Origin of the sequence: Polynucleobacter sp. UB-Piko-W3 (assembly GCF_018881635.1) — a bacterium.
Classification (GTDB): Bacteria; Pseudomonadota; Gammaproteobacteria; order Burkholderiales; family Burkholderiaceae; genus Polynucleobacter.
Window position 1 is genome coordinate 81,162 of sequence record NZ_JACVPY010000002.1, and the last position, 16,960, is coordinate 98,121.

The window sequence follows — 16,960 nt, forward strand, 5'->3', positions numbered from 1 at the left end:
ATCTATCACTCACTTAGTTTATCCTTGATATATGCCATTTAATCTACCGATTGCCCTAACCTGGTTGCGTGTTGCAGCAATTCCCTTGCTCATCGCGATCTTTTATCTCCCGGGGGTATGGTTAACACCTCTTGAGAAGAATGTCATCGCAACCATCATCTTTGTCTTTGCGGCACTCACCGATTGGTTGGATGGATTTTTGGCGAGGCGTATGCATCAAGAGTCTGCCTTTGGACAATTTCTAGATCCCGTTGCAGATAAACTCATCGTGGCGGCAGCATTATTGGTTCTGCTGAATATGGATCGCGTTCAAGTCTGGGTTGCCCTCATCATCATCGGACGAGAAATTACGATCTCTGCTTTGCGAGAGTGGATGGCTTTGTTGGGTGCTGGCAAAAGCGTCGCTGTTCATATGGTCGGGAAATTAAAAACGACAGCACAATTGGTGGCCATTTCATTTTTGTTGCTCAATGACACCTTATTTGGGTGGTTGGACTGCGCCAGAATTGGTACTTGGCTGATTTGGGTAGCTTCGTTTTTAACACTTTGGTCCATGTTCTATTACATGAAAAAGGCCTTGCCACAATTGGCTGGCAAGATTGATTAAATTCTAAAAACCCCAGCCAGCTAAGCCTTTGAAGGGAATAATGCTTTCTCTTCGATTGTTTGTTAAACTGACGCCCTGTTATGCGGGAATAGCTCAGCTGGTAGAGCGATACCTTGCCAAGGTATAGGTCGGGAGTTCGAACCTCCTTTCCCGCTCCAAGTTCGATGGGAAGCCCTGAAAAGCTTCCCATTTTTGATTTAAGTATCTGGCGCGTTGGCCGAGTGGTTAGGCAGGAGCCTGCAAAGCTTCGTACGGGGGTTCGATTCCCTCACGCGCCTCCAGTAATTTCGCTTGACGAAATGGGGGTATCCCCTAAAATACTTTCAAGTTATGTAAGTAATCCTCGTTCACTAGGTAAAGCGAAAAATGATCAAAATCCATACCCTCAAAGTCGGAGCATTTGCCTTATTCTTTTCTGCCTTTCTAGGCGCTTGCGCTAGCTCTGGGGACTCTCCTACTGGAACGCCCAGTGAAGTTCAGGAGACTCAGACTCAACTCCTAGGTGATATGCCATTACCAGCTGCCTCAAAAATTATTGGCCCAGATTCTTTAATCATTGGTCGTGGCGACAACTGGGTAGGGCGTGTCATATTATCTGGGGTACAAACACCAACAGATATTTATGCATTCTTTCAATCTGAGTATCCAAGAGCTGGTTGGACAACGGTTAGTGCAGTGAAATCTAAAACGAGTATTTTGGTTTTCACGAAAGGCGATCGAACAGCTACGGTAGAGTTGAATGAAGGTTCTTTCACTGGACCAAAAACCATCATCGTCATTACTTCATCCCCAAAGAATGCAAACGTAGTGGCTCCAGGTCGTAAGTAATTTAGAAAAGAGATATTAAAAAAGGCCTCCACTGGAGGCCTTTTGCTTTATGGTGCTTGCTTACAGCCCTCCAGCCCTAATGAGACCAACGGCCTGACCTTCAATAGCGAAGTTGGGTTGACGACTATCTACGAGAATATTTTTAAAGTCTGGGTTCTCAGCTTGTAATTCGATCACCATACCGTTAGTAGTTTTCTTTTGATTCCAGCGCTTCACAGTGACTTCATCATCAAGGCGGGCAACCACGATATCGCCATTGCGCACTTCGGTAGTTTTGCGAACAGCTAAATAGTCACCATCCAAAATTCCGGCATCACGCATACTCATACCCACAACCTTCAATAAGTAGTCAGCGCTCTTACTGAATAAGCTTGGATCAACAGGGACTTGTTTTTCAATATGCTCAACGGCCATGATTGGTGAGCCAGCAGCAACTCGTCCAATTAAAGGAAGCGTGAGTTGTTGTAATGCACCTGACGGTAATGACATCTGGCGATATTGATTGGTGTGATGTGTTTGATTGAAGCGTTGCAAAATCCGAATGCCACGAGAAGTACCTGGCGTTAATTCTATATAACCCTTTTTTGCCAGCGCGCGAAGATGTTCTTCAGCGGCGTTAGCAGATGCGAAACCTAATTGAGCTGCAATTTCTGCGCGAGTAGGTGGTGAGCCACCCTCATCGATCGCTTTGGAGATCAATTCTAAAATCTCACTTTGACGTGAGGTGAGTTTGGGGAGGGCGGTCAGCTCCTCAGGAAAATCGACTGTATTTATGTCCATACTGGGATTGTATACAGCACTATTTGATATTTCAAGGACTTTTGGCAGGGGATAATGCAATGATGGGTTCAAATCACGCTAAGCCTGAAAATTCTCCCCATATCCTGGTATTGGGTATGGGCGGCACTATTGCTGGTTTAGCCCCAAATCCAGGGGTCGACCCAAGGTCCTATAAGGCCGGGGAATTGGGTATTGAGACCCTGGTGGCGACTATCCAAGATGGGATTCCAGGGCATTTAAAGCTGCTTGCTCAGCAGGTGGCCAACATCAATAGCCGTGATTTAGGTGAGGATTTACTAACCCTCTTAGGCAATTTGGTAAAGACTTCTCTAGAAAACCCATCTGTTCAAGGGATTGTCATTACCCATGGCACAGATACAGTTGAGGAAGCGGGATTTTTCTTGTCTGCTACCTGCGGCAAACTTGCTGAAAAATTAGGCAAGAGAGTCGTTTTGACCGGAGCCATGCTCCCAGCCAATGTACCGCAGGCTGATGGTCCTCTAAATCTTCTAGATGCCTTGAAGTGGGCCGCCACTTCTCGAGAAAATTGCCCTGGAGGAGTTTTTGCCGTATTCGCAGGTAAGGTCTGCCTTGCTCGAGATTTGGCAAAACGCCATACTTCAGCCCTCAATGCACCCTTAATGGACTCCCCATCTAGTCCTGTAGGCTTGGTTAATCCTTCTTGGATGTCTAGAGTAAGGGCGACTCAGGAAGCATGTGGTGATGATTTACCCATTCCTGAGGGTATTTGGCCATGGGTGGAGATTTTAACTAGCCATGCTGGTGCACGTTCCGAGGCTATCGAGTTTTTGGTCAACACCGGAGTCCAAGGCTTAGTTCTTGCCGGAACAGGCCTAGGAGGGTTTCATCAAGCCCTGGAAGAGGCTTTAAAGCTAGCTCAAGACAAAGGTGTTGCCCTCATAAAAACCTCACGTACTGGCGCTGGCGTAATTGGAGAAGTGTCTGCCTTAGGTTTGACCGCGGGTAGCCTTTCCGCCCCCAGGGCACGAATTGCTCTTCAACTGGCATTAAATGCCACAAAGGGAGATAAATCCCTGACTTGGCAGGATTTTTTTGCTAGAATAGCGGTCTTGCCTGAGATTAGGTAAGCGCTGAAAAGCGGCTTTAAAAGTGTTGTAGCAGTACCTACAATTTGTTACTACCTTGTCACACTGGCGCTAACTTCAAAAACCATCGGAAGTTAGCAAGACGCTCAGGTGACTTTATCCTTAAGGAGTGTTAGATGCGTCATTATGAAATCGTTTTTATCGTCCATCCGGACCAAAGCGAGCAAGTGCCCGCGATGATCGATCGCTACAAAGCTACATTAGCAGCTGCCGGCGGCAAAATTCATCGCATGGAAGATTGGGGTCGTCGTCAGATGGCTTACATGATCGACAAGCTTGCTAAAGCCCACTACGTTTGCATGAACATTGAGTGCGACCAGAAAACTCTGGAAGAGCTCGAGCATGCGTTCAAATTTAACGATGCTGTTTTGCGTCACCTCATCATCAAGACTAAGAAGGCTGAAAGTGAGCCTTCCATCATGATGAAAGAAGTGCAACGTGAAGAAGCGCGCAAATCAGCTCAATCCGAAGCTCCTGTAGCAGCGGAATAAGTTAGAAATTTGAAGAGGAATACACAGACTAGAAAACGTATCAGAGAAGCGGAGCGGCGTTGAATCATTTCACTCTCACTGCAATCTTGGTATCTAAAGACGCAATTCGATTTACACCAGCAGGAATACCGGTGATGCATTGCCAGCTAGAACATAGCGGTCAAGCAAACGAGGTAGGAGTGGCTAGGAAAATCCTGATGAGCGTTGAAGCCATAGCAATTGGTCCGATACAAAAGGATCTTGAGCGAATGGATTTAGGAGCTGAGGCAGTGTTTGAAGGATTCTTAGCACCCAAGACTCTACGTAATCAAAGACTTGTTTTCCATATTAACCATATTCAATTGAAAAATTAAAGAGGAAATCATCATGGCGTTTGGAAAGAAACCCGATTTCAAAAAGAAACCAGCTCAGAACCCATTGTTCAAGCGTAAGCGTTATTGCCGTTTCACAGTTGGTGGCGTTGAGCAAATCGACTACAAAGATGTAGATACATTGAAGGACTTCATTGGCGAGAATGCCAAGATCACTCCTGCTCGTTTGACAGGCACAAAAGCAAAATATCAGCGTCAATTAGACACTGCTATTAAGCGTGCTCGTTTCTTGGCTTTATTGCCATTCTCCGATCAACATAAGAAATAATTGGGAGCCCTCAATGCAAATCATTCTTTTAGAAAAAGTAACAAACCTGGGCAACCTCGGTGACGTAGTTCGCGTTAAAGACGGTTTCGCTCGTAACTTCTTAATCCCGCAACGTAAAGCCCGTCGCGCTACTGAGGCAGCTATTGCTGACTTTGCAGTTCGTCGTGCTGAGTTGGAAAAACTAGCTGCTGAGAAATTGGCTGCAGCACAAGCAGTTGGCACAAAGCTCAAAGACTTGGTTCTTGAAATCGGTCAAAAAGCAGGTGTTGATGGTCGTTTGTTTGGTTCTGTAACCAATCATGACATCGCTGATGGCTTGAAAGCTAAAGGATTTACGATTGAGAAGTCTTCAATTCGCATGCCTACTGGCCCGTTGAAAATGGTTGGCGATCACCCTGTAGCGGTTGCTGTTCATACCGATGTAGTGGCTGATATCACCATTCGTGTAGTTGGCGAGCAAGCTTAGGTTTTAAGTCTAAGGTTCTCGGAACTTCGCTAGCCTCATGGCTGAATCCCGTTCACGTTCCGTTACGCTGAATCCCGGCATGGCGGGCTCTGGGGATGCAGTTGTGCAGGCCTTAAAAGTCCCACCGCATTCTGTAGAAGCCGAGCAATCATTGCTCGGCGGTCTACTGATCGATAACACTGCCTGGGATCGCCTGGGCGGCGTATTAAGTGATAAAGATTTCTACCGCCCTGAACACGCGCTGATCTATAAGGTCATTACCCGTTTAGTGGGTGACAACCATCCTGCTGACGTCATCACTGTTCATGACGCCATTAAATCCGAGCAGGGTGGCGATCTTGTCAGTGTCGATTACCTCAATTCTCTAGCGCAAAATACCCCTAGCTCTGCGAATATTAAAGGCTATGCCGATATTGTTCGTGATCGCAGTATTCTGCGTCGCTTAATTGAAGTCTCAGACAGCATTGTCAATTCCGCCTTTGTTCCTGAAGGCCGCTCTGTGAGAACGCTTCTAGATGAAGCTGAGTCTCGTATCTTGCAAATTGGTGAAGAAGGAAGCCGCAAAGCCGATTATCTTGAGATTGAGCCACTTCTGCGCTCTGTCGTTGCCCGTATTGATGAGCTCTATAACCGTCAAGGTGGTAGCGACATTACTGGCATTGCTACAGGCTTTATTGATTTAGACAAGCAAACAAGTGGTCTACAAAAAGGCGACCTAGTGATTGTGGCTGGAAGACCTTCAATGGGTAAAACAGCGCTTGCACTGAATATTGCAGAGAACGTTGCACTTTCTGAAGGTTTGCCAGTCGTGATTTTTTCGATGGAGATGTCTGGTGAGCAATTGGCATCACGTTTGCTCGGCTCAGTAGGGCGCGTCGATCAAAGTCGTATGCGTACTGGTAAGTTACAAGATGATGAATGGCCACGTGTGACCGATGCCATTGCTCGTTTAAGTAATACCCAAATTTTGATTGATGAGACTGGTGCTTTATCAAGTCTTGAATTACGCGCAAGAGCACGTCGGATTGCCAGAAATTTTGGCGGTACTCTTGGCTTAGTGGTGATTGACTATCTGCAGCTGATGAGTGGTTCTGGTTCAGAGAACCGTGCAACTGAGATTTCTGAAATCTCACGCTCTCTCAAATCACTTGCAAAAGAATTACAGTGCCCGGTAGTGGCACTCTCTCAGTTAAATCGTGGCTTGGAGCAGCGCCCCAATAAGCGCCCCATCATGTCTGACTTGCGTGAGTCAGGTGCGATCGAGCAAGATGCAGACGTGATTATGTTTATTTATCGTGATGAGGTATATCACCCTGATACCACCACCGATAAAGGCATGGCTGAGATCATTATCGGTAAGCAACGTAATGGTCCGATTGGTACAGTCAGATTAAGTTGGCAAGGCCAGTATACCAAGTTTGATAACTTGGCGATGGGTTCGGTTGGATACTCTTCTGGTGGTTACGAACCGTTCTAAAAATAAAGAGCAAAATCAATCAATCAAAAGCCTCGCAATGCGAGGCTTTTTTACTGAGGTGAAGCAAGTTTCAAAATCTTATTTTTCACCTTCACACTTCTTAATTGAAGCTGCTTTTGCTGCGCCATAGAGCGGCTTACCATCTTTGCTTACGGCTTTAGCTTCGCAATCATTGGGTTTGGCATCACCCATACATTTCTTGATAGAAGCTTCTTTAGCAGCCCCATAAATTGGCTTACCATCTTTACTCACTGCCTTAGCTTCGCACTCTGCCTGAGAAAATGCAAATGCTGGAGTTGTAAGGCTCAGGACAAGACCAAAAGCAATAATCAATTTTTTCATGTGGTTCTCTCTTAGATAAACGTTTTATTAAAAGACATCTTAATATACACTTTAATTAAATCTAAGCTCTTTGTGAATATAGGGCAAATGCTATGTGCTGCAAGGCGAAGATCTATTTAATCCTTCTTGCCTCAGTAAATTTAGCAGCCCAATAGGGCGATGTAATGTAATCAAGTCGCACGGTTCCACCTGCGCTCGGGGCGTGTACAAAACGCCCCTGTCCCACATAGATTCCGGCGTGTGAATATTTTTCTCCAGTGGTATTAAAGAACACTAAGTCGCCTGGGGCAGGGGGTTGACCATCAATACTCTTACCTTGACTGCTCATCAGTTGAATAGTCCGAGGCAGCTTAATACCCGCTGCTTTGTTATACACATAGACGATCAGTCCACTGCAATCAAATCCGCCTCTGGGAGTATTGCCGCCAAATCGATAAGGCACATCTACCAAACCAACAGCTGCAATTGAAATATCTTCGGTACCTACGCTGGTATCTTGCTTAAATTGTGCAACTTTAGACGCGCTGGATTTAGTGCCAAAGGTGCTGCACCCGCTGGTTGCTAGGATGCAAATAAAAATGCCGCACCCCGTTAGAGTGCGGCATGAGCGAGATTGATTAGAGAGCGTCAGCCGCATGATCCGCAAGACGTGAGCGTTCACCACGCGCAAGAGTGATGTGGCCACCATGACGCCAACCCTTGAAACGATCAACTACATAAGTTAGACCGGATGAGCCTTCTGTTAGGTAGGGTGTATCAATCTGCGCAATATTGCCTAGGCAAATAATTTTGGTTCCAGGACCTGCACGGGTTACCAGAGTTTTCATTTGCTTAGGCGTTAAATTCTGAGCCTCATCAATGATCACATACTTGCTAACGAAAGTTCTACCGCGCATAAAGTTCATACTCTTTACCTTAATACGTGAGCGGATGAGCTCTTGGGTTGCAGCGCGACCCCATTCACCAGCATCATCATTACGCTGTAAGACTTCAAGGTTGTCATCAAAGGCACCCATCCAGGGCTGCATTTTTTCTTCTTCAGTTCCCGGCAGAAAGCCAATATCTTCACCAACAGGAACGGTAGCGCGAGTAATAATGATTTCGTTATAGCGCTTGCTATCCAATACTTGCTCAAGTCCAGCAGCTAAGGCCAGCAGAGTTTTTCCAGTACCAGCTTGACCTAGTAGAGTCACAAAGTCGATATCGGGGTTCATCAGTAAGTTCATAGCGAAGTTTTGCTCGCGATTTCGAGCAGTCACGCCCCATACATTATTTTTCTGATGGGAGAAATCTCTGAGGGTTTGCAAAAGCGCAGTTTTGCCATTGATTTCTCTGACGTGGGCGTAGAAAGGCGTTGATCCGTCAGGATTTTCTTGATAAACAAATTGATTGACTAACATGCTGGTTACGGCAGGACCAGTCACTTTATAAAACATCGTGCCAGACTTAGGATCAGACCAGCTTTCCATATCTTTGCCATGCTTTGGCCAGAAATCGGCTGATAGAGCCATGATCCCGGAATACATCAAATCGCGATCTTCTAAAACCTGGTCATTGAAATAATCTTCAGCAGGTAAACCCAGCGCACGCGCTTTGATGCGCATATTGATATCTTTAGATACCAACACGACTTCTTGGCCATTACGAGCTTTTTGTAACTCGCTCACTACTGCCAAAATCATGTTGTCGCCTTTACCCTCTGGCAATCCTTCAGGTAATGCTTGAGTAGATAGCTTGGTTTGGAAAAAGAGACGGCCTGAAACATCCTGATTGCCAAGCTTGTTTAAAGGGATCCCTTCATCTAATGTGCCGCTAGTACCTGCAACGAGCTGATCTAAGGATCTGCTAACCATACGGGCATTGCGGGCTACTTCTGTCATGCCTTTCTTGTGGTTATCTAATTCCTCGAGGGTGGTCATCGGTAAGAAAAGATCGTGTTCTGAGAAGCGGAACAAAGAACTAGGATCATGCATTAATACGTTGGTATCTAAAACGAATAGGCTTGGCGGCCCAGTGCGGATGACCCGTTTAGGTTTTGCAGGGACTGCTACTTTGTTCTCATGATGAGAGGGTGCATGGTCTGCTTTGATTTTCTCGAGAGCTAGTTCTGCTGCAGATAAATCTTCTGCTGCATCATTAGCCCAATGGGAAGTTTCCATCACCACTGGTTTTGCTGGTGCAGGACGTTTATTTAAATCTGGTGTGTCCTTGCGAGTCAGTTTGACTTGATCAGCAATTTGAGTTGGGATGGGTGGCAGTGGCATGCAGACTCTCCTAAAAGAAAAAACCGCTAAGCGATTTGCTATAGCGGCTTGTTACGAAACTCATTGCAGCGAGGTTAAAAAAACGGAGGGGGTTGATCCCCGAACCTGTTCTGAAATATTCAGGTTGCTGATTCAAACGGATTGTCAGACTTTCCCGTCGTTTGCGGTGCATATGAATCACTTTACCCCAAATTTTGGGGTTTGCAAGCACCTCAGAACAAATTGTTGTAAAAATTATTTAGTGGCTTGGGCTGCCTGTAATACCTCTGTCACATGGCCTGGAACTTTAAGGCCGCGCCATTCTTTGACGAGCTTACCGGAGGAGTCAAATAGGAAGGTGCTGCGCTCAACCCCGCGGACTTGCTTGCCGTACATATTCTTCATTTTCATGACACCAAAGATTTGGCACAGCTTTTCTTCGGTATCGGCAACGAGCTCAAAAGGGAGACCTAATTTGCTGCGAAAGTTATCGTGGGATTTCAGGCTATCTCGAGAGACACCTACTACCAAGGTATTGGCTTTGGTGAAGGCATTAATATGATCACGAAATTCACCAGACTCTGCTGTGCAGCCAGGCGTCATATCTTTTGGGTAAAAGTAGAGAACCAATTTTTTACCCGTGGCTGAGGATGGTGAGAAGGTCAGTCCCGAAGTTGCTGGAATAGCGCACTGAGGAATAGATTGACCGAGAGCTACTGTCATGATGATCCTTTGTTATTTGTTGCTAAGTGTTATTTATGAAGCATTCTGAATAATCAGTTCACCGCTGCGGTGGGGTATTTCCCCCCATGTTAACGGCAGTATGGCTATTTTATCGAGTTGTTTGGTGGCATCCCAGGATTTATGAAGTTCACCCATAGTTACTAGCTCATGGCCTTGATTTAGCCATCCTGCCAAAAGCTGCTCAAAGGCTGGGAGTAGCTTTTGTCCCTCAAGTTCAGCATGCAGAGTAAAGACTTGATCATTGGGGTTGCTTTGGGTGATTTCTAAGAGTTTTTTGACTGCACCGAACTCATCTGCACCATCAATACCAATGAGTTCATCAAAGGTTGGTAGGGTAGTTGGATATTGCACGTGCTTGGCTTTGCCTGAAGGGAGTGCCAGTCGATACGGCATGAGATCGGGCTTAGCTCTGCCATCAGAAGAGTAGCTGATGCCCCATTGATCTAGTTGCTCAAACGCAGCTTCATTCATTTGCCAACCAGCAGCGCCATAAGTGACCGGCGCATGTCCAAAGATTTCTACAAAACGATCCCAACTTTTTTGCATCATCGCTTTTGTCCACTGCGAATCTTGATGACGTACCGCATCTTGCCAGGCAACATGATCCCAAGTATGGATACCAGTTTCATGACCAGCTTGATCGATTGCACGCATCTGTGCAGCTGCTTTTTTGCCAATATCTGGTCCGGGGATGAGAACCCCATAAAGCAAAGTCTTAATGCCGTAGTGCTCTACAACAGAGGTGCGACTCACTTTCTTCAAAAAGCCTGGACGAAAGACACGCTTTAAAGCCCAGCCAGTATGGTCGGGGCCTAAGCTAAATAAGAAGGTAGCTTTGAGCCCAAAGCGCTCTAGAGTACGAGCAAGGTTAGGCACGCCTTCTTTGGTTCCACGTAAGGTATCAACATCAACCTTGAGAGCAATCTTAGCCATGAACCCTTAGATCTATTTACTTATTCTTTATCTACTAAAGAGCGAGCTTTTTCTACATCCTGACGATAGGCTTCAAAAATATTCTTGAGCGCATCACTCATCGTGGTAGTTGGCTTCCAGCTGAGTTCACTCATCGTGTTGTCAATTGCCGGCACTCGGTTTTGAACGTCTTGATAGCCTTCGCCGTAATAAGCTCCAGACGTGGTTTCAACGATCTTCACTGCATTTGCGGTCTTCGCATACTCAGGAATGCTTCGAGCAATCTCTAGCATTTGATTAGCCAGTTCACGAACGGCGTGATTGTTCTTGGGATTGCCGATGTTGTAGATCTTGCCGTTGGCAATGCCATCTTTGTTGTCGATGATCTTGATGAGTGCGTCAATACCATCATCAATATAAGTAAAGGCACGTTTTTGAGCGCCACCATCCACTAGATTGATAGGTTCACCGCGAACGATGTGACCTAAGAACTGCGTTACTACACGGGATGAACCTTCTTTTGGTGTATAGATGCTATCAAGGCCAGGGCCGATCCAGTTAAACGGACGGAAGAGAGTAAAGCGCAAACCTTCCATGCCATAACCCCAGATCACGCGGTCCATCAACTGCTTGGAGCAAGCATAGATCCAACGCGGCTTATTAATGGGACCATAGACCATATTGGATTTAGCAGGATCAAATTCACCATCCTCACACATTCCATAGACTTCAGAGGTGGATGGGAAGACCAAATGCTTTTTATATTTAACAGCAGAGCGCACGATTGGAAGATTGGCTTCAAAGTCGAGCTCAAATACTTTCAGTGGCTGTTGCACATAAGTGGCTGGAGTGGCGATTGCAACCAAGGGCAGGATGACATCACACTTACGAATGTGATACTCGACCCATTCTTTATTAATGGTGATATCGCCTTCAAAAAAGTGCATGCGAGGATGATTAATCAAATCACCTAGGCGATCATTCTGCATATCCATGCCATAGACATCCCAATTAGTTGTCTCCAGAATGCGCTTGGAAAGGTGGTGACCGATAAAGCCGTTAACACCAAGAATGAGTACTTTTTTCATTTTTACTGCCTCGTTTAATCTAATTTGTGTTTGCTAAATACAGGGTTTACTTGTTAACAGGGAACCATTCCAGAATTTCAACTACCTGGTGGTCCCCGCAAATGCCGAATACCCGATTATCAACCACTTGGGTGCCTAAAGAGCCAAGATCGAGATTGCTCGGGAATGGACCTTTAAGGCTGGTACGGGCCACAGTCATAGTCTGCCCTTGGTGGTCGGTGAAGGCTCCTGGATAAGGGGGTGCTACAGCTCTCACTAGGTTATGAACCTGAACAGCCTTCTGATGCCAATGAATTCGCCCATCAGAGGGCTTTCTGCCACCAAAATAGCTGCCTTTTTGGAGCTCATTTGGTTTGCGAGGCACACTACCCTTAATTAAACTGGGTAGAGTCTCGTTGATCACTGTTACTGCCGCCTGGCTAACCTTGCTAAAGACATCAGTCGCCGTTTCATCAGGACCAATGTCAACTGCGGATTGACCAACAATGTCGCCGGCATCTGGTTTCACTTCCATGACATGTAATGTGGCACCTGTTTGTGTTTCTCCATGCAGGATTGCCCAGTTCACTGGAGCGCGGCCACGATACTTTGGCAGTAATGACCCATGCATATTCAATGCAGCAATTTTCGCGCAAGCTAAAATCTGCGCAGGAATCATATAGCGGTAATAAAAAGAAAAAATATAGTCTGGTGCTATTGCTTGCAGTTTTGGAATGAGTTGAATTAACTCATTAGCGCTTGGCGTGATGCAGGAAATATTATTTTCAGCACAGAGTTTGGTAACGCTGCCAAACCAAATATTCTCATTGGGATCATCTTGGTGGGTTACTACTAGATCGACTTTGATGCCTGCAGCTAATAAGGCTTTAAGGCAATTGACACCAACATCGTGATAAGCGAAGACGACTGCGTGCAATTATTTTTTCTCTAAAACAGTTTGCACAACGTAGCGTGGGCGATTACGGATTTGTTGATAGATTCGGCCAATATATTCGCCTAAGAGACCAAGGCCAAAGAGCATGACACCAATCAGAAAGAAGGTTAAAGCAAACAGAGTAAAGACTCCTTCAACCTCAGCGCCCAAGACAAAGCGGCGCACCAGGAGATACGCGAACAAGCTGCCCGCAGCGAGTGATAGCAACATGCCCAGAATAGAGAAGATCTGGAGAGGCATCACCGAGAATCCGGTCACCAAATCAAAATTTAAACGAATGAGTTGGTAGAGACTATATTTTGATTCACCGGCAAAACGCTCTTCGTGCTTAACTTTAATTTCAATCGGATTAGCGGCAAAGGTATAGGCAAGCGCCGGAATAAAGGTATTACTTTCATCACATTGACGCACTAAGTCAACGATGCGACGACTATAGCCGCGCAACATGCAACCTTGATCCGTCATCGTGATGCGGGTAATGTTTTCACGCAAGCCATTCATAGCGCGTGAAGCAAATTTTCTAAAAAAACTATCGCGCCGATCTTCACGAATGGTGCCTATGTAATCATGACCTTTTAATAACTGCTCAGTCAGAGCATCAATTTCTTCGGGGGGATTTTGTAAGTCCGCATCTAAGGTGATGATGTATTCGCCCTTGGCATATTCAAAACCCGCCATGATTGCCATATGTTGACCAAAGTTACTATGGAACAAAACAGCGCGGGTAACGTCAGGACGCAATTCCACTTGTTTTGCCAGAATGCCTGCTGAGCGATCTTTACTGCCATCGTTTACAAAAACGATTTCATAGGAAATATTGCGTTTGGCAGCTACTGCATCTAAAGATGGGTAGAGACGATCAAAGAGAGCCTGAAGGCCATCTTCCTCGTTGTAAACGGGAATCACAATGGAAAGCTTTGGATTGGCAACTAAATTTGCAGTCATGCCGCAATTTTGCCTGATTCTTGGGGCTAAGCCCAATTAGGCTAGTTTTTGCAGTGTTTCTTGAGGATTCCGACTAATCCACTAGCGACACGGCCAATATCTTCATCTGCCATGCCAGGGAAAAGTGGAAGAGTCAGGATGGAGCGACCAATACGATCAGCTATCGGCGTATCACTTGTTTTGTAGCCTTGATTTTTGTAAAGAGTAAATCCAGTAATAGCGGGGTAATGCACTCCTGTTCCAATACCAAGATCTTTTAACTCGGTCATCACTTGGCCGCGATCGCAATTCAATTGTTCCAGTGGAAGTAGCACCTGAAACATATGCCAGTTGCTATCAGTGAAATTTTCAACCGGCAGTTCTAATTTGAGGTTTTCTAATCCGGCAGATTTAAGTTCTGTACGAATGGCATCAAAGTATTGATGCGCTAAGAATGTGCGGCGCGCTTGATAGGCGGGTAATTGTTTTAACTGCTGAAGTCCAATTACTGCATTGACATCTGTCAAATTATCTTTGCCACCCAGCACATCTACATCCATTCCATCCATGCCTTGACGTGTTAAACCTTGCAGGCGAAATTTTTCAGCAAGCTTAGCTTCCACCTCGGTATTCAAAACCAAGCAGCCACCCTCTACGGTAGTGAGATTCTTGTTTGCCTGGAAGCTAAAACTTACGAGGTCTCCAAAGCTACCAATCTTCTTGCCCTTCCATTGAGAGCCAAAAGCTTGCGCGGCATCCTCAATTACGCGCAGATTATTCTGCTTCGCTATTGAGTACAGCTGATCCATATCTACCGGTAAACCAGCAAGATAGACAGGCATGATTGCTCGTGTTTTTGATGTGATTGCCGCTGCAACTTGATGAAGATCAATATTACGTGTAACAGGATCGATATCTACAAAGACAGGTTTAGCACCAACACTCAAAACAACATTTGAGGTAGCTACCCAAGAAATTGGCGTAGTAATCACTTCATCACCAGCACCGATACCCGCAACTTGTAATGCAATCTTCATGGTTGCCGTGCCATTCGCAAAGCAACGCACTGGACGGCCGCCAAAATAGGTGCTTAAGACAGATTCAAATTCTGCCAATTTAGGTCCCGAGGTAACCCAGCCAGAGCGCAGCACTTCTGCAACAGCATCAATCGTTTCTTGATTAAAGTTGGGGCGCGTGAAGGGGATAAAGTTTGACATGATGTTCTATATTAACGCGTCACATTCGATGTGTCTGGGTGCTTAACAATTACTCTGCGTGAATCACGATCCACTTCTTGCATGGGTAATTTTAATTCTTGGAGCGCTACATACTGTTCTGGGACCATTAATGCATAAGCAGTGGAATCTTCTTTCCAGCGCGCAATGAATGCGTCTAAAGTGGGCATCCAAAGCTCAGGCTCTCGATTAACGCCAAACGCGAGCTCATCTGGTGATTCGACCATGATCATGGTTCTGCCAAGGTAAAACGGCACAGTGTGATCTAAAAGGCGAATAGAATAGAAATTCACTTTTTCGGGGATAGATGCTTTCACGCGATTGACAAGATCTATGCCTGAAACCGCACGCCCTAAGGTCTCATGACCTGTACCAGCAATGATGGCGCAAAGAAAAAATCCACAGGCAAAACTCACAATACTTTGCATGCCATTGCGCTTGCTTTGCCATGCTGCAAATGCACTGAAGGTAATCAGCGCAACTAAAGCAACTATTACCCAATAAGTGTATTGAGCATAAGCTTCGATTTCATCAGGCCTTGCTTGTTTACTAATATCTGATAAAAAGAAAAATCCAATACAACCCAAGATTGCAAATCCGACGGTTTGTAATTTCCAAGGAAGCTCCATGGAATTGGTATGCGCCAATATTTGATCGAGGCGATTACCAATTAATAATGCAAGCGCTGGGAAAATGGGGATGATGTAGCCTGGCAACTTGGAGCGTGAAACACTAAAGAAGGCGAAGATCACCAAAAACCAACACACCAATAACCAGCCGCTAGAGAACTCGCGACGACGCTCACCCCATGCTTGCACAATCGAACCGGGGATTTGTAAAACCCAAGGAAGTAGGCCAATAAAAAGTAATGGCACAAAGTAGTAGATGGGGCCCGTTCTACTATGAGCATCTTGAGTAAAGCGTTGCAAGTGCTCATGAATAAAGAAGAACTCTAAAAATTCAGGGTTGCGCTGTGCAACTAAAATAAACCAAGGTGCTGTAGTTGCTAGAAACAAAAGCGTACCGCTGAACAAGCGTAATCGCGCCCAGATTTTCCAATCCCAAGTACTGATGGAGTAAGCAACAAAGACCATCGCTGGAATGGCAGCGCCAATGACACCTTTAGATAGGGTTGCAAGTGCCATAAAGATCCAACAAGCCCACATCCAATTCCGACAACCAGATTTATTGTTAGCAGTTTGTGCTAGTAACAAGCTACAGAGTGCTGCCACTAAAAACGCAGACAGACCCATATCCAGAGAATTAAAGTGGCCGCTAATGACCCACATCGGGCTGGATGCGAGAACGACTGCCGCTAGCCATCCTGCTCTGGTGCTGTAGATACGAGCCCCAGTAAAGCCAATAAATAGAATAGTTAGAAAGCCAGTAAGGGCAGTCCATAGACGTGCTTGCCAATCACCAATACCGAATACTTGAAATGCTATTGCAGTTGCCCAAGCTTGAAGTGGGGGCTTCTCAAAATATTTATAGCCGTTGTAACGTGGTGTAACCCAATCGCCAGTGACCAACATCTCTCTGGCGATTTCTGCATAACGCCCCTCATCCGAGGGAATGAGGTGACGATAGTTGAGCGTACCAAACCATAGCAAACCGTAAATGATGAACAGTAATAAAATTTTGCCGGGATGTAAGGCTGATGATTGCCGAATTTCTCCAACTTGCATTAGATCGGCTCCACGATTAAAGCGAGTAGAACTTGACGTCCTTCACCCACCAAAATGTTGTAGGTGCGGCAGGCTGCTTGAGAATCCATGATTTCGAAGCCGATTTTGGCCAAAATCAGTGATTTCAGGAGTTCAGGCTTGGGAAAGCGCTGTTTGCTCCCGGTTCCAATCAGGATTAATTCGGGTTTGAGCTCCACCATTTGGGCGAAATGGGATGCCTCTAAGCTATTAAATGACTGTACTGGCCATGCAGAGATTGCCCCATCAGAGCTCAATAAGACGGCATGGGCATATGGTGTCTGGTTGATCTCGACATAGCCATCACCATAGCCGGTGATCGTATTGGCTCCAGAATGGGGGTCAGATTGAAGCTTCAAGTGGACTCTCTGTCATAATTATATGGATTATAGCTAGCTGTTTTTTCCAAGATTTCAAGAA

Annotated in this window: 20 protein-coding genes and 2 tRNA genes; 10 read left to right on the forward strand and 12 right to left on the reverse strand. The window is 45.7% G+C overall.

Annotated elements, in window-relative coordinates; all coding sequences use genetic code 11:
- Positions 1 to 31: 31 nt before the first annotated feature.
- From pgsA to ICN31_RS00695, 4 genes are all read left to right on the forward strand, one after another.
- Positions 32 to 607: a CDP-diacylglycerol--glycerol-3-phosphate 3-phosphatidyltransferase gene (gene pgsA, locus ICN31_RS00680; protein ID WP_216257643.1), complete on the forward strand. Its 576-nt coding sequence runs from the start codon at positions 32 to 34 to the stop codon at positions 605 to 607.
- An 82-nt stretch (positions 608 to 689) separates the two neighbouring features.
- Positions 690 to 765 (forward strand) — tRNA-Gly (locus ICN31_RS00685).
- Between the two features lie 49 nt (positions 766 to 814).
- Positions 815 to 888 (forward strand) — tRNA-Cys (locus tag ICN31_RS00690).
- An 85-nt stretch (positions 889 to 973) separates the two neighbouring features.
- The gene (locus ICN31_RS00695) at positions 974 to 1,435 is read left to right on the forward strand and encodes a hypothetical protein (protein WP_216257645.1); all 462 of its coding nucleotides are present in this window, start codon (positions 974 to 976) and stop codon (positions 1,433 to 1,435) included.
- A 60-nt stretch (positions 1,436 to 1,495) separates the two neighbouring features.
- Here the strand turns inward: ICN31_RS00695 and lexA are convergent, their stop codons facing one another.
- Complete coding sequence (lexA, locus tag ICN31_RS00700; protein ID WP_216257646.1) at positions 1,496 to 2,215, reverse strand: transcriptional repressor LexA; 720 nt, start codon at positions 2,213 to 2,215, stop codon at positions 1,496 to 1,498.
- A 59-nt stretch (positions 2,216 to 2,274) separates the two neighbouring features.
- Between lexA and ICN31_RS00705 the strand changes: the two genes are divergently transcribed.
- The 6 genes from ICN31_RS00705 to dnaB all read left to right on the forward strand — a co-directional run bounded on the left by ICN31_RS00705 (position 2,275) and on the right by dnaB (position 6,415).
- Positions 2,275 to 3,324, forward strand: coding sequence for an asparaginase (locus ICN31_RS00705; RefSeq protein ID WP_255530853.1), 1,050 nt, complete (start codon positions 2,275 to 2,277; stop codon positions 3,322 to 3,324).
- A gap of 134 nt (positions 3,325 to 3,458) precedes the next feature.
- The gene (rpsF, locus tag ICN31_RS00710; protein ID WP_088524491.1) at positions 3,459 to 3,833 is read left to right on the forward strand and encodes a 30S ribosomal protein S6; all 375 of its coding nucleotides are present in this window, start codon (positions 3,459 to 3,461) and stop codon (positions 3,831 to 3,833) included.
- A gap of 59 nt (positions 3,834 to 3,892) precedes the next feature.
- Entirely contained in the window at positions 3,893 to 4,186 is a 294-nt protein-coding gene (gene priB / locus ICN31_RS00715) for a primosomal replication protein N (RefSeq protein WP_216257648.1), read from the forward strand.
- A 13-nt stretch (positions 4,187 to 4,199) separates the two neighbouring features.
- Complete coding sequence (rpsR, locus tag ICN31_RS00720; protein ID WP_028819198.1) at positions 4,200 to 4,472, forward strand: 30S ribosomal protein S18; 273 nt, start codon at positions 4,200 to 4,202, stop codon at positions 4,470 to 4,472.
- A gap of 13 nt (positions 4,473 to 4,485) precedes the next feature.
- Positions 4,486 to 4,938: a 50S ribosomal protein L9 gene (gene rplI, locus ICN31_RS00725; protein WP_216257650.1), complete on the forward strand. Its 453-nt coding sequence runs from the start codon at positions 4,486 to 4,488 to the stop codon at positions 4,936 to 4,938.
- Positions 4,939 to 4,975: 37 nt separating this feature from the next.
- On the forward strand, positions 4,976 to 6,415 hold the full coding sequence (gene dnaB / locus ICN31_RS00730; RefSeq protein ID WP_370624247.1) for a replicative DNA helicase: 1,440 nt from the start codon (positions 4,976 to 4,978) through the stop codon (positions 6,413 to 6,415).
- Positions 6,416 to 6,493: 78 nt separating this feature from the next.
- On the opposite strand, the gene ICN31_RS00735 is transcribed toward dnaB, so the two are convergent.
- From ICN31_RS00735 to ICN31_RS00785, 11 genes are all read right to left on the reverse strand, one after another.
- Positions 6,494 to 6,757, reverse strand: a complete 264-nt coding sequence (locus tag ICN31_RS00735) for a hypothetical protein (protein WP_216257651.1) — start codon at positions 6,755 to 6,757, stop codon at positions 6,494 to 6,496.
- A 112-nt stretch (positions 6,758 to 6,869) separates the two neighbouring features.
- On the reverse strand, positions 6,870 to 7,445 hold the full coding sequence (locus tag ICN31_RS00740; protein WP_255530854.1) for a C40 family peptidase: 576 nt from the start codon (positions 7,443 to 7,445) through the stop codon (positions 6,870 to 6,872).
- Positions 7,375 to 9,021, reverse strand: a complete 1,647-nt coding sequence (locus ICN31_RS00745) for a PhoH family protein (protein WP_216257653.1) — start codon at positions 9,019 to 9,021, stop codon at positions 7,375 to 7,377. The genes ICN31_RS00740 and ICN31_RS00745 overlap by 71 nt, the downstream gene beginning before the upstream one ends.
- A 234-nt stretch (positions 9,022 to 9,255) precedes the next feature.
- Positions 9,256 to 9,723 carry a peroxiredoxin gene (locus ICN31_RS00750; RefSeq protein ID WP_216257655.1) on the reverse strand — a complete coding sequence of 156 codons (468 nt, stop codon included), beginning with the start codon at positions 9,721 to 9,723 and terminating at the stop codon, positions 9,256 to 9,258.
- Positions 9,724 to 9,756: 33 nt separating this feature from the next.
- Positions 9,757 to 10,677: a polysaccharide deacetylase family protein gene (locus tag ICN31_RS00755; protein WP_216257657.1), complete on the reverse strand. Its 921-nt coding sequence runs from the start codon at positions 10,675 to 10,677 to the stop codon at positions 9,757 to 9,759.
- Positions 10,678 to 10,697: 20 nt separating this feature from the next.
- A complete protein-coding gene (locus ICN31_RS00760; protein ID WP_216257667.1) occupies positions 10,698 to 11,744 on the reverse strand; it encodes a bifunctional UDP-4-keto-pentose/UDP-xylose synthase in 1,047 nt (348 codons plus the stop codon).
- A gap of 46 nt (positions 11,745 to 11,790) precedes the next feature.
- Positions 11,791 to 12,660 carry a formyltransferase gene (locus ICN31_RS00765; RefSeq protein ID WP_216257668.1) on the reverse strand — a complete coding sequence of 290 codons (870 nt, stop codon included), beginning with the start codon at positions 12,658 to 12,660 and terminating at the stop codon, positions 11,791 to 11,793.
- Positions 12,661 to 13,623 carry a glycosyltransferase gene (locus ICN31_RS00770; RefSeq protein ID WP_216257670.1) on the reverse strand — a complete coding sequence of 321 codons (963 nt, stop codon included), beginning with the start codon at positions 13,621 to 13,623 and terminating at the stop codon, positions 12,661 to 12,663.
- Positions 13,624 to 13,664: 41 nt separating this feature from the next.
- A complete protein-coding gene (locus ICN31_RS00775) occupies positions 13,665 to 14,819 on the reverse strand; it encodes a DegT/DnrJ/EryC1/StrS aminotransferase family protein (RefSeq protein WP_216257672.1) in 1,155 nt (384 codons plus the stop codon).
- 11 nt (positions 14,820 to 14,830) lie between these two features.
- On the reverse strand, positions 14,831 to 16,522 hold the full coding sequence (locus ICN31_RS00780; protein ID WP_216257673.1) for a glycosyltransferase family 39 protein: 1,692 nt from the start codon (positions 16,520 to 16,522) through the stop codon (positions 14,831 to 14,833).
- The gene (locus tag ICN31_RS00785; RefSeq protein WP_216257676.1) at positions 16,522 to 16,899 is read right to left on the reverse strand and encodes an Mth938-like domain-containing protein; all 378 of its coding nucleotides are present in this window, start codon (positions 16,897 to 16,899) and stop codon (positions 16,522 to 16,524) included. Before ICN31_RS00785 ends, ICN31_RS00780 begins: the two co-directional genes overlap by 1 nt.
- Positions 16,900 to 16,960: the final 61 nt, after the last annotated feature.

Bases quoted from the DNA above. Each gene is read 5' to 3' on its own strand.
- dnaB (WP_370624247.1), top strand. From the start codon at position 4,976: ATGGCTGAATCCCGTTCACGTTCCGTTACGCTGAATCCCGGCATGGCG.
- ICN31_RS00755 (WP_216257657.1), bottom strand. From the start codon at position 10,677: ATGGCTAAGATTGCTCTCAAGGTTGATGTTGATACCTTACGTGGAACC.
- pgsA (WP_216257643.1), top strand. From the start codon at position 32: ATGCCATTTAATCTACCGATTGCCCTAACCTGGTTGCGTGTTGCAGCA.
- ICN31_RS00750 (WP_216257655.1), bottom strand. From the start codon at position 9,723: ATGACAGTAGCTCTCGGTCAATCTATTCCTCAGTGCGCTATTCCAGCA.
- ICN31_RS00705 (WP_255530853.1), top strand. From the start codon at position 2,275: ATGATGGGTTCAAATCACGCTAAGCCTGAAAATTCTCCCCATATCCTG.
- rpsF (WP_088524491.1), top strand. From the start codon at position 3,459: ATGCGTCATTATGAAATCGTTTTTATCGTCCATCCGGACCAAAGCGAG.
- ICN31_RS00695 (WP_216257645.1), top strand. From the start codon at position 974: ATGATCAAAATCCATACCCTCAAAGTCGGAGCATTTGCCTTATTCTTT.
- ICN31_RS00745 (WP_216257653.1), bottom strand. From the start codon at position 9,021: ATGCCACTGCCACCCATCCCAACTCAAATTGCTGATCAAGTCAAACTG.
- ICN31_RS00780 (WP_216257673.1), bottom strand. From the start codon at position 16,522: ATGCAAGTTGGAGAAATTCGGCAATCATCAGCCTTACATCCCGGCAAA.
- ICN31_RS00760 (WP_216257667.1), bottom strand. From the start codon at position 11,744: ATGAAAAAAGTACTCATTCTTGGTGTTAACGGCTTTATCGGTCACCAC.
- ICN31_RS00740 (WP_255530854.1), bottom strand. From the start codon at position 7,445: ATGGTGGCCACATCACTCTTGCGCGTGGTGAACGCTCACGTCTTGCGG.
- ICN31_RS00770 (WP_216257670.1), bottom strand. From the start codon at position 13,623: ATGACTGCAAATTTAGTTGCCAATCCAAAGCTTTCCATTGTGATTCCC.
- lexA (WP_216257646.1), bottom strand. From the start codon at position 2,215: ATGGACATAAATACAGTCGATTTTCCTGAGGAGCTGACCGCCCTCCCC.
- ICN31_RS00735 (WP_216257651.1), bottom strand. From the start codon at position 6,757: ATGAAAAAATTGATTATTGCTTTTGGTCTTGTCCTGAGCCTTACAACT.
- rpsR (WP_028819198.1), top strand. From the start codon at position 4,200: ATGGCGTTTGGAAAGAAACCCGATTTCAAAAAGAAACCAGCTCAGAAC.
- ICN31_RS00775 (WP_216257672.1), bottom strand. From the start codon at position 14,819: ATGTCAAACTTTATCCCCTTCACGCGCCCCAACTTTAATCAAGAAACG.
- rplI (WP_216257650.1), top strand. From the start codon at position 4,486: ATGCAAATCATTCTTTTAGAAAAAGTAACAAACCTGGGCAACCTCGGT.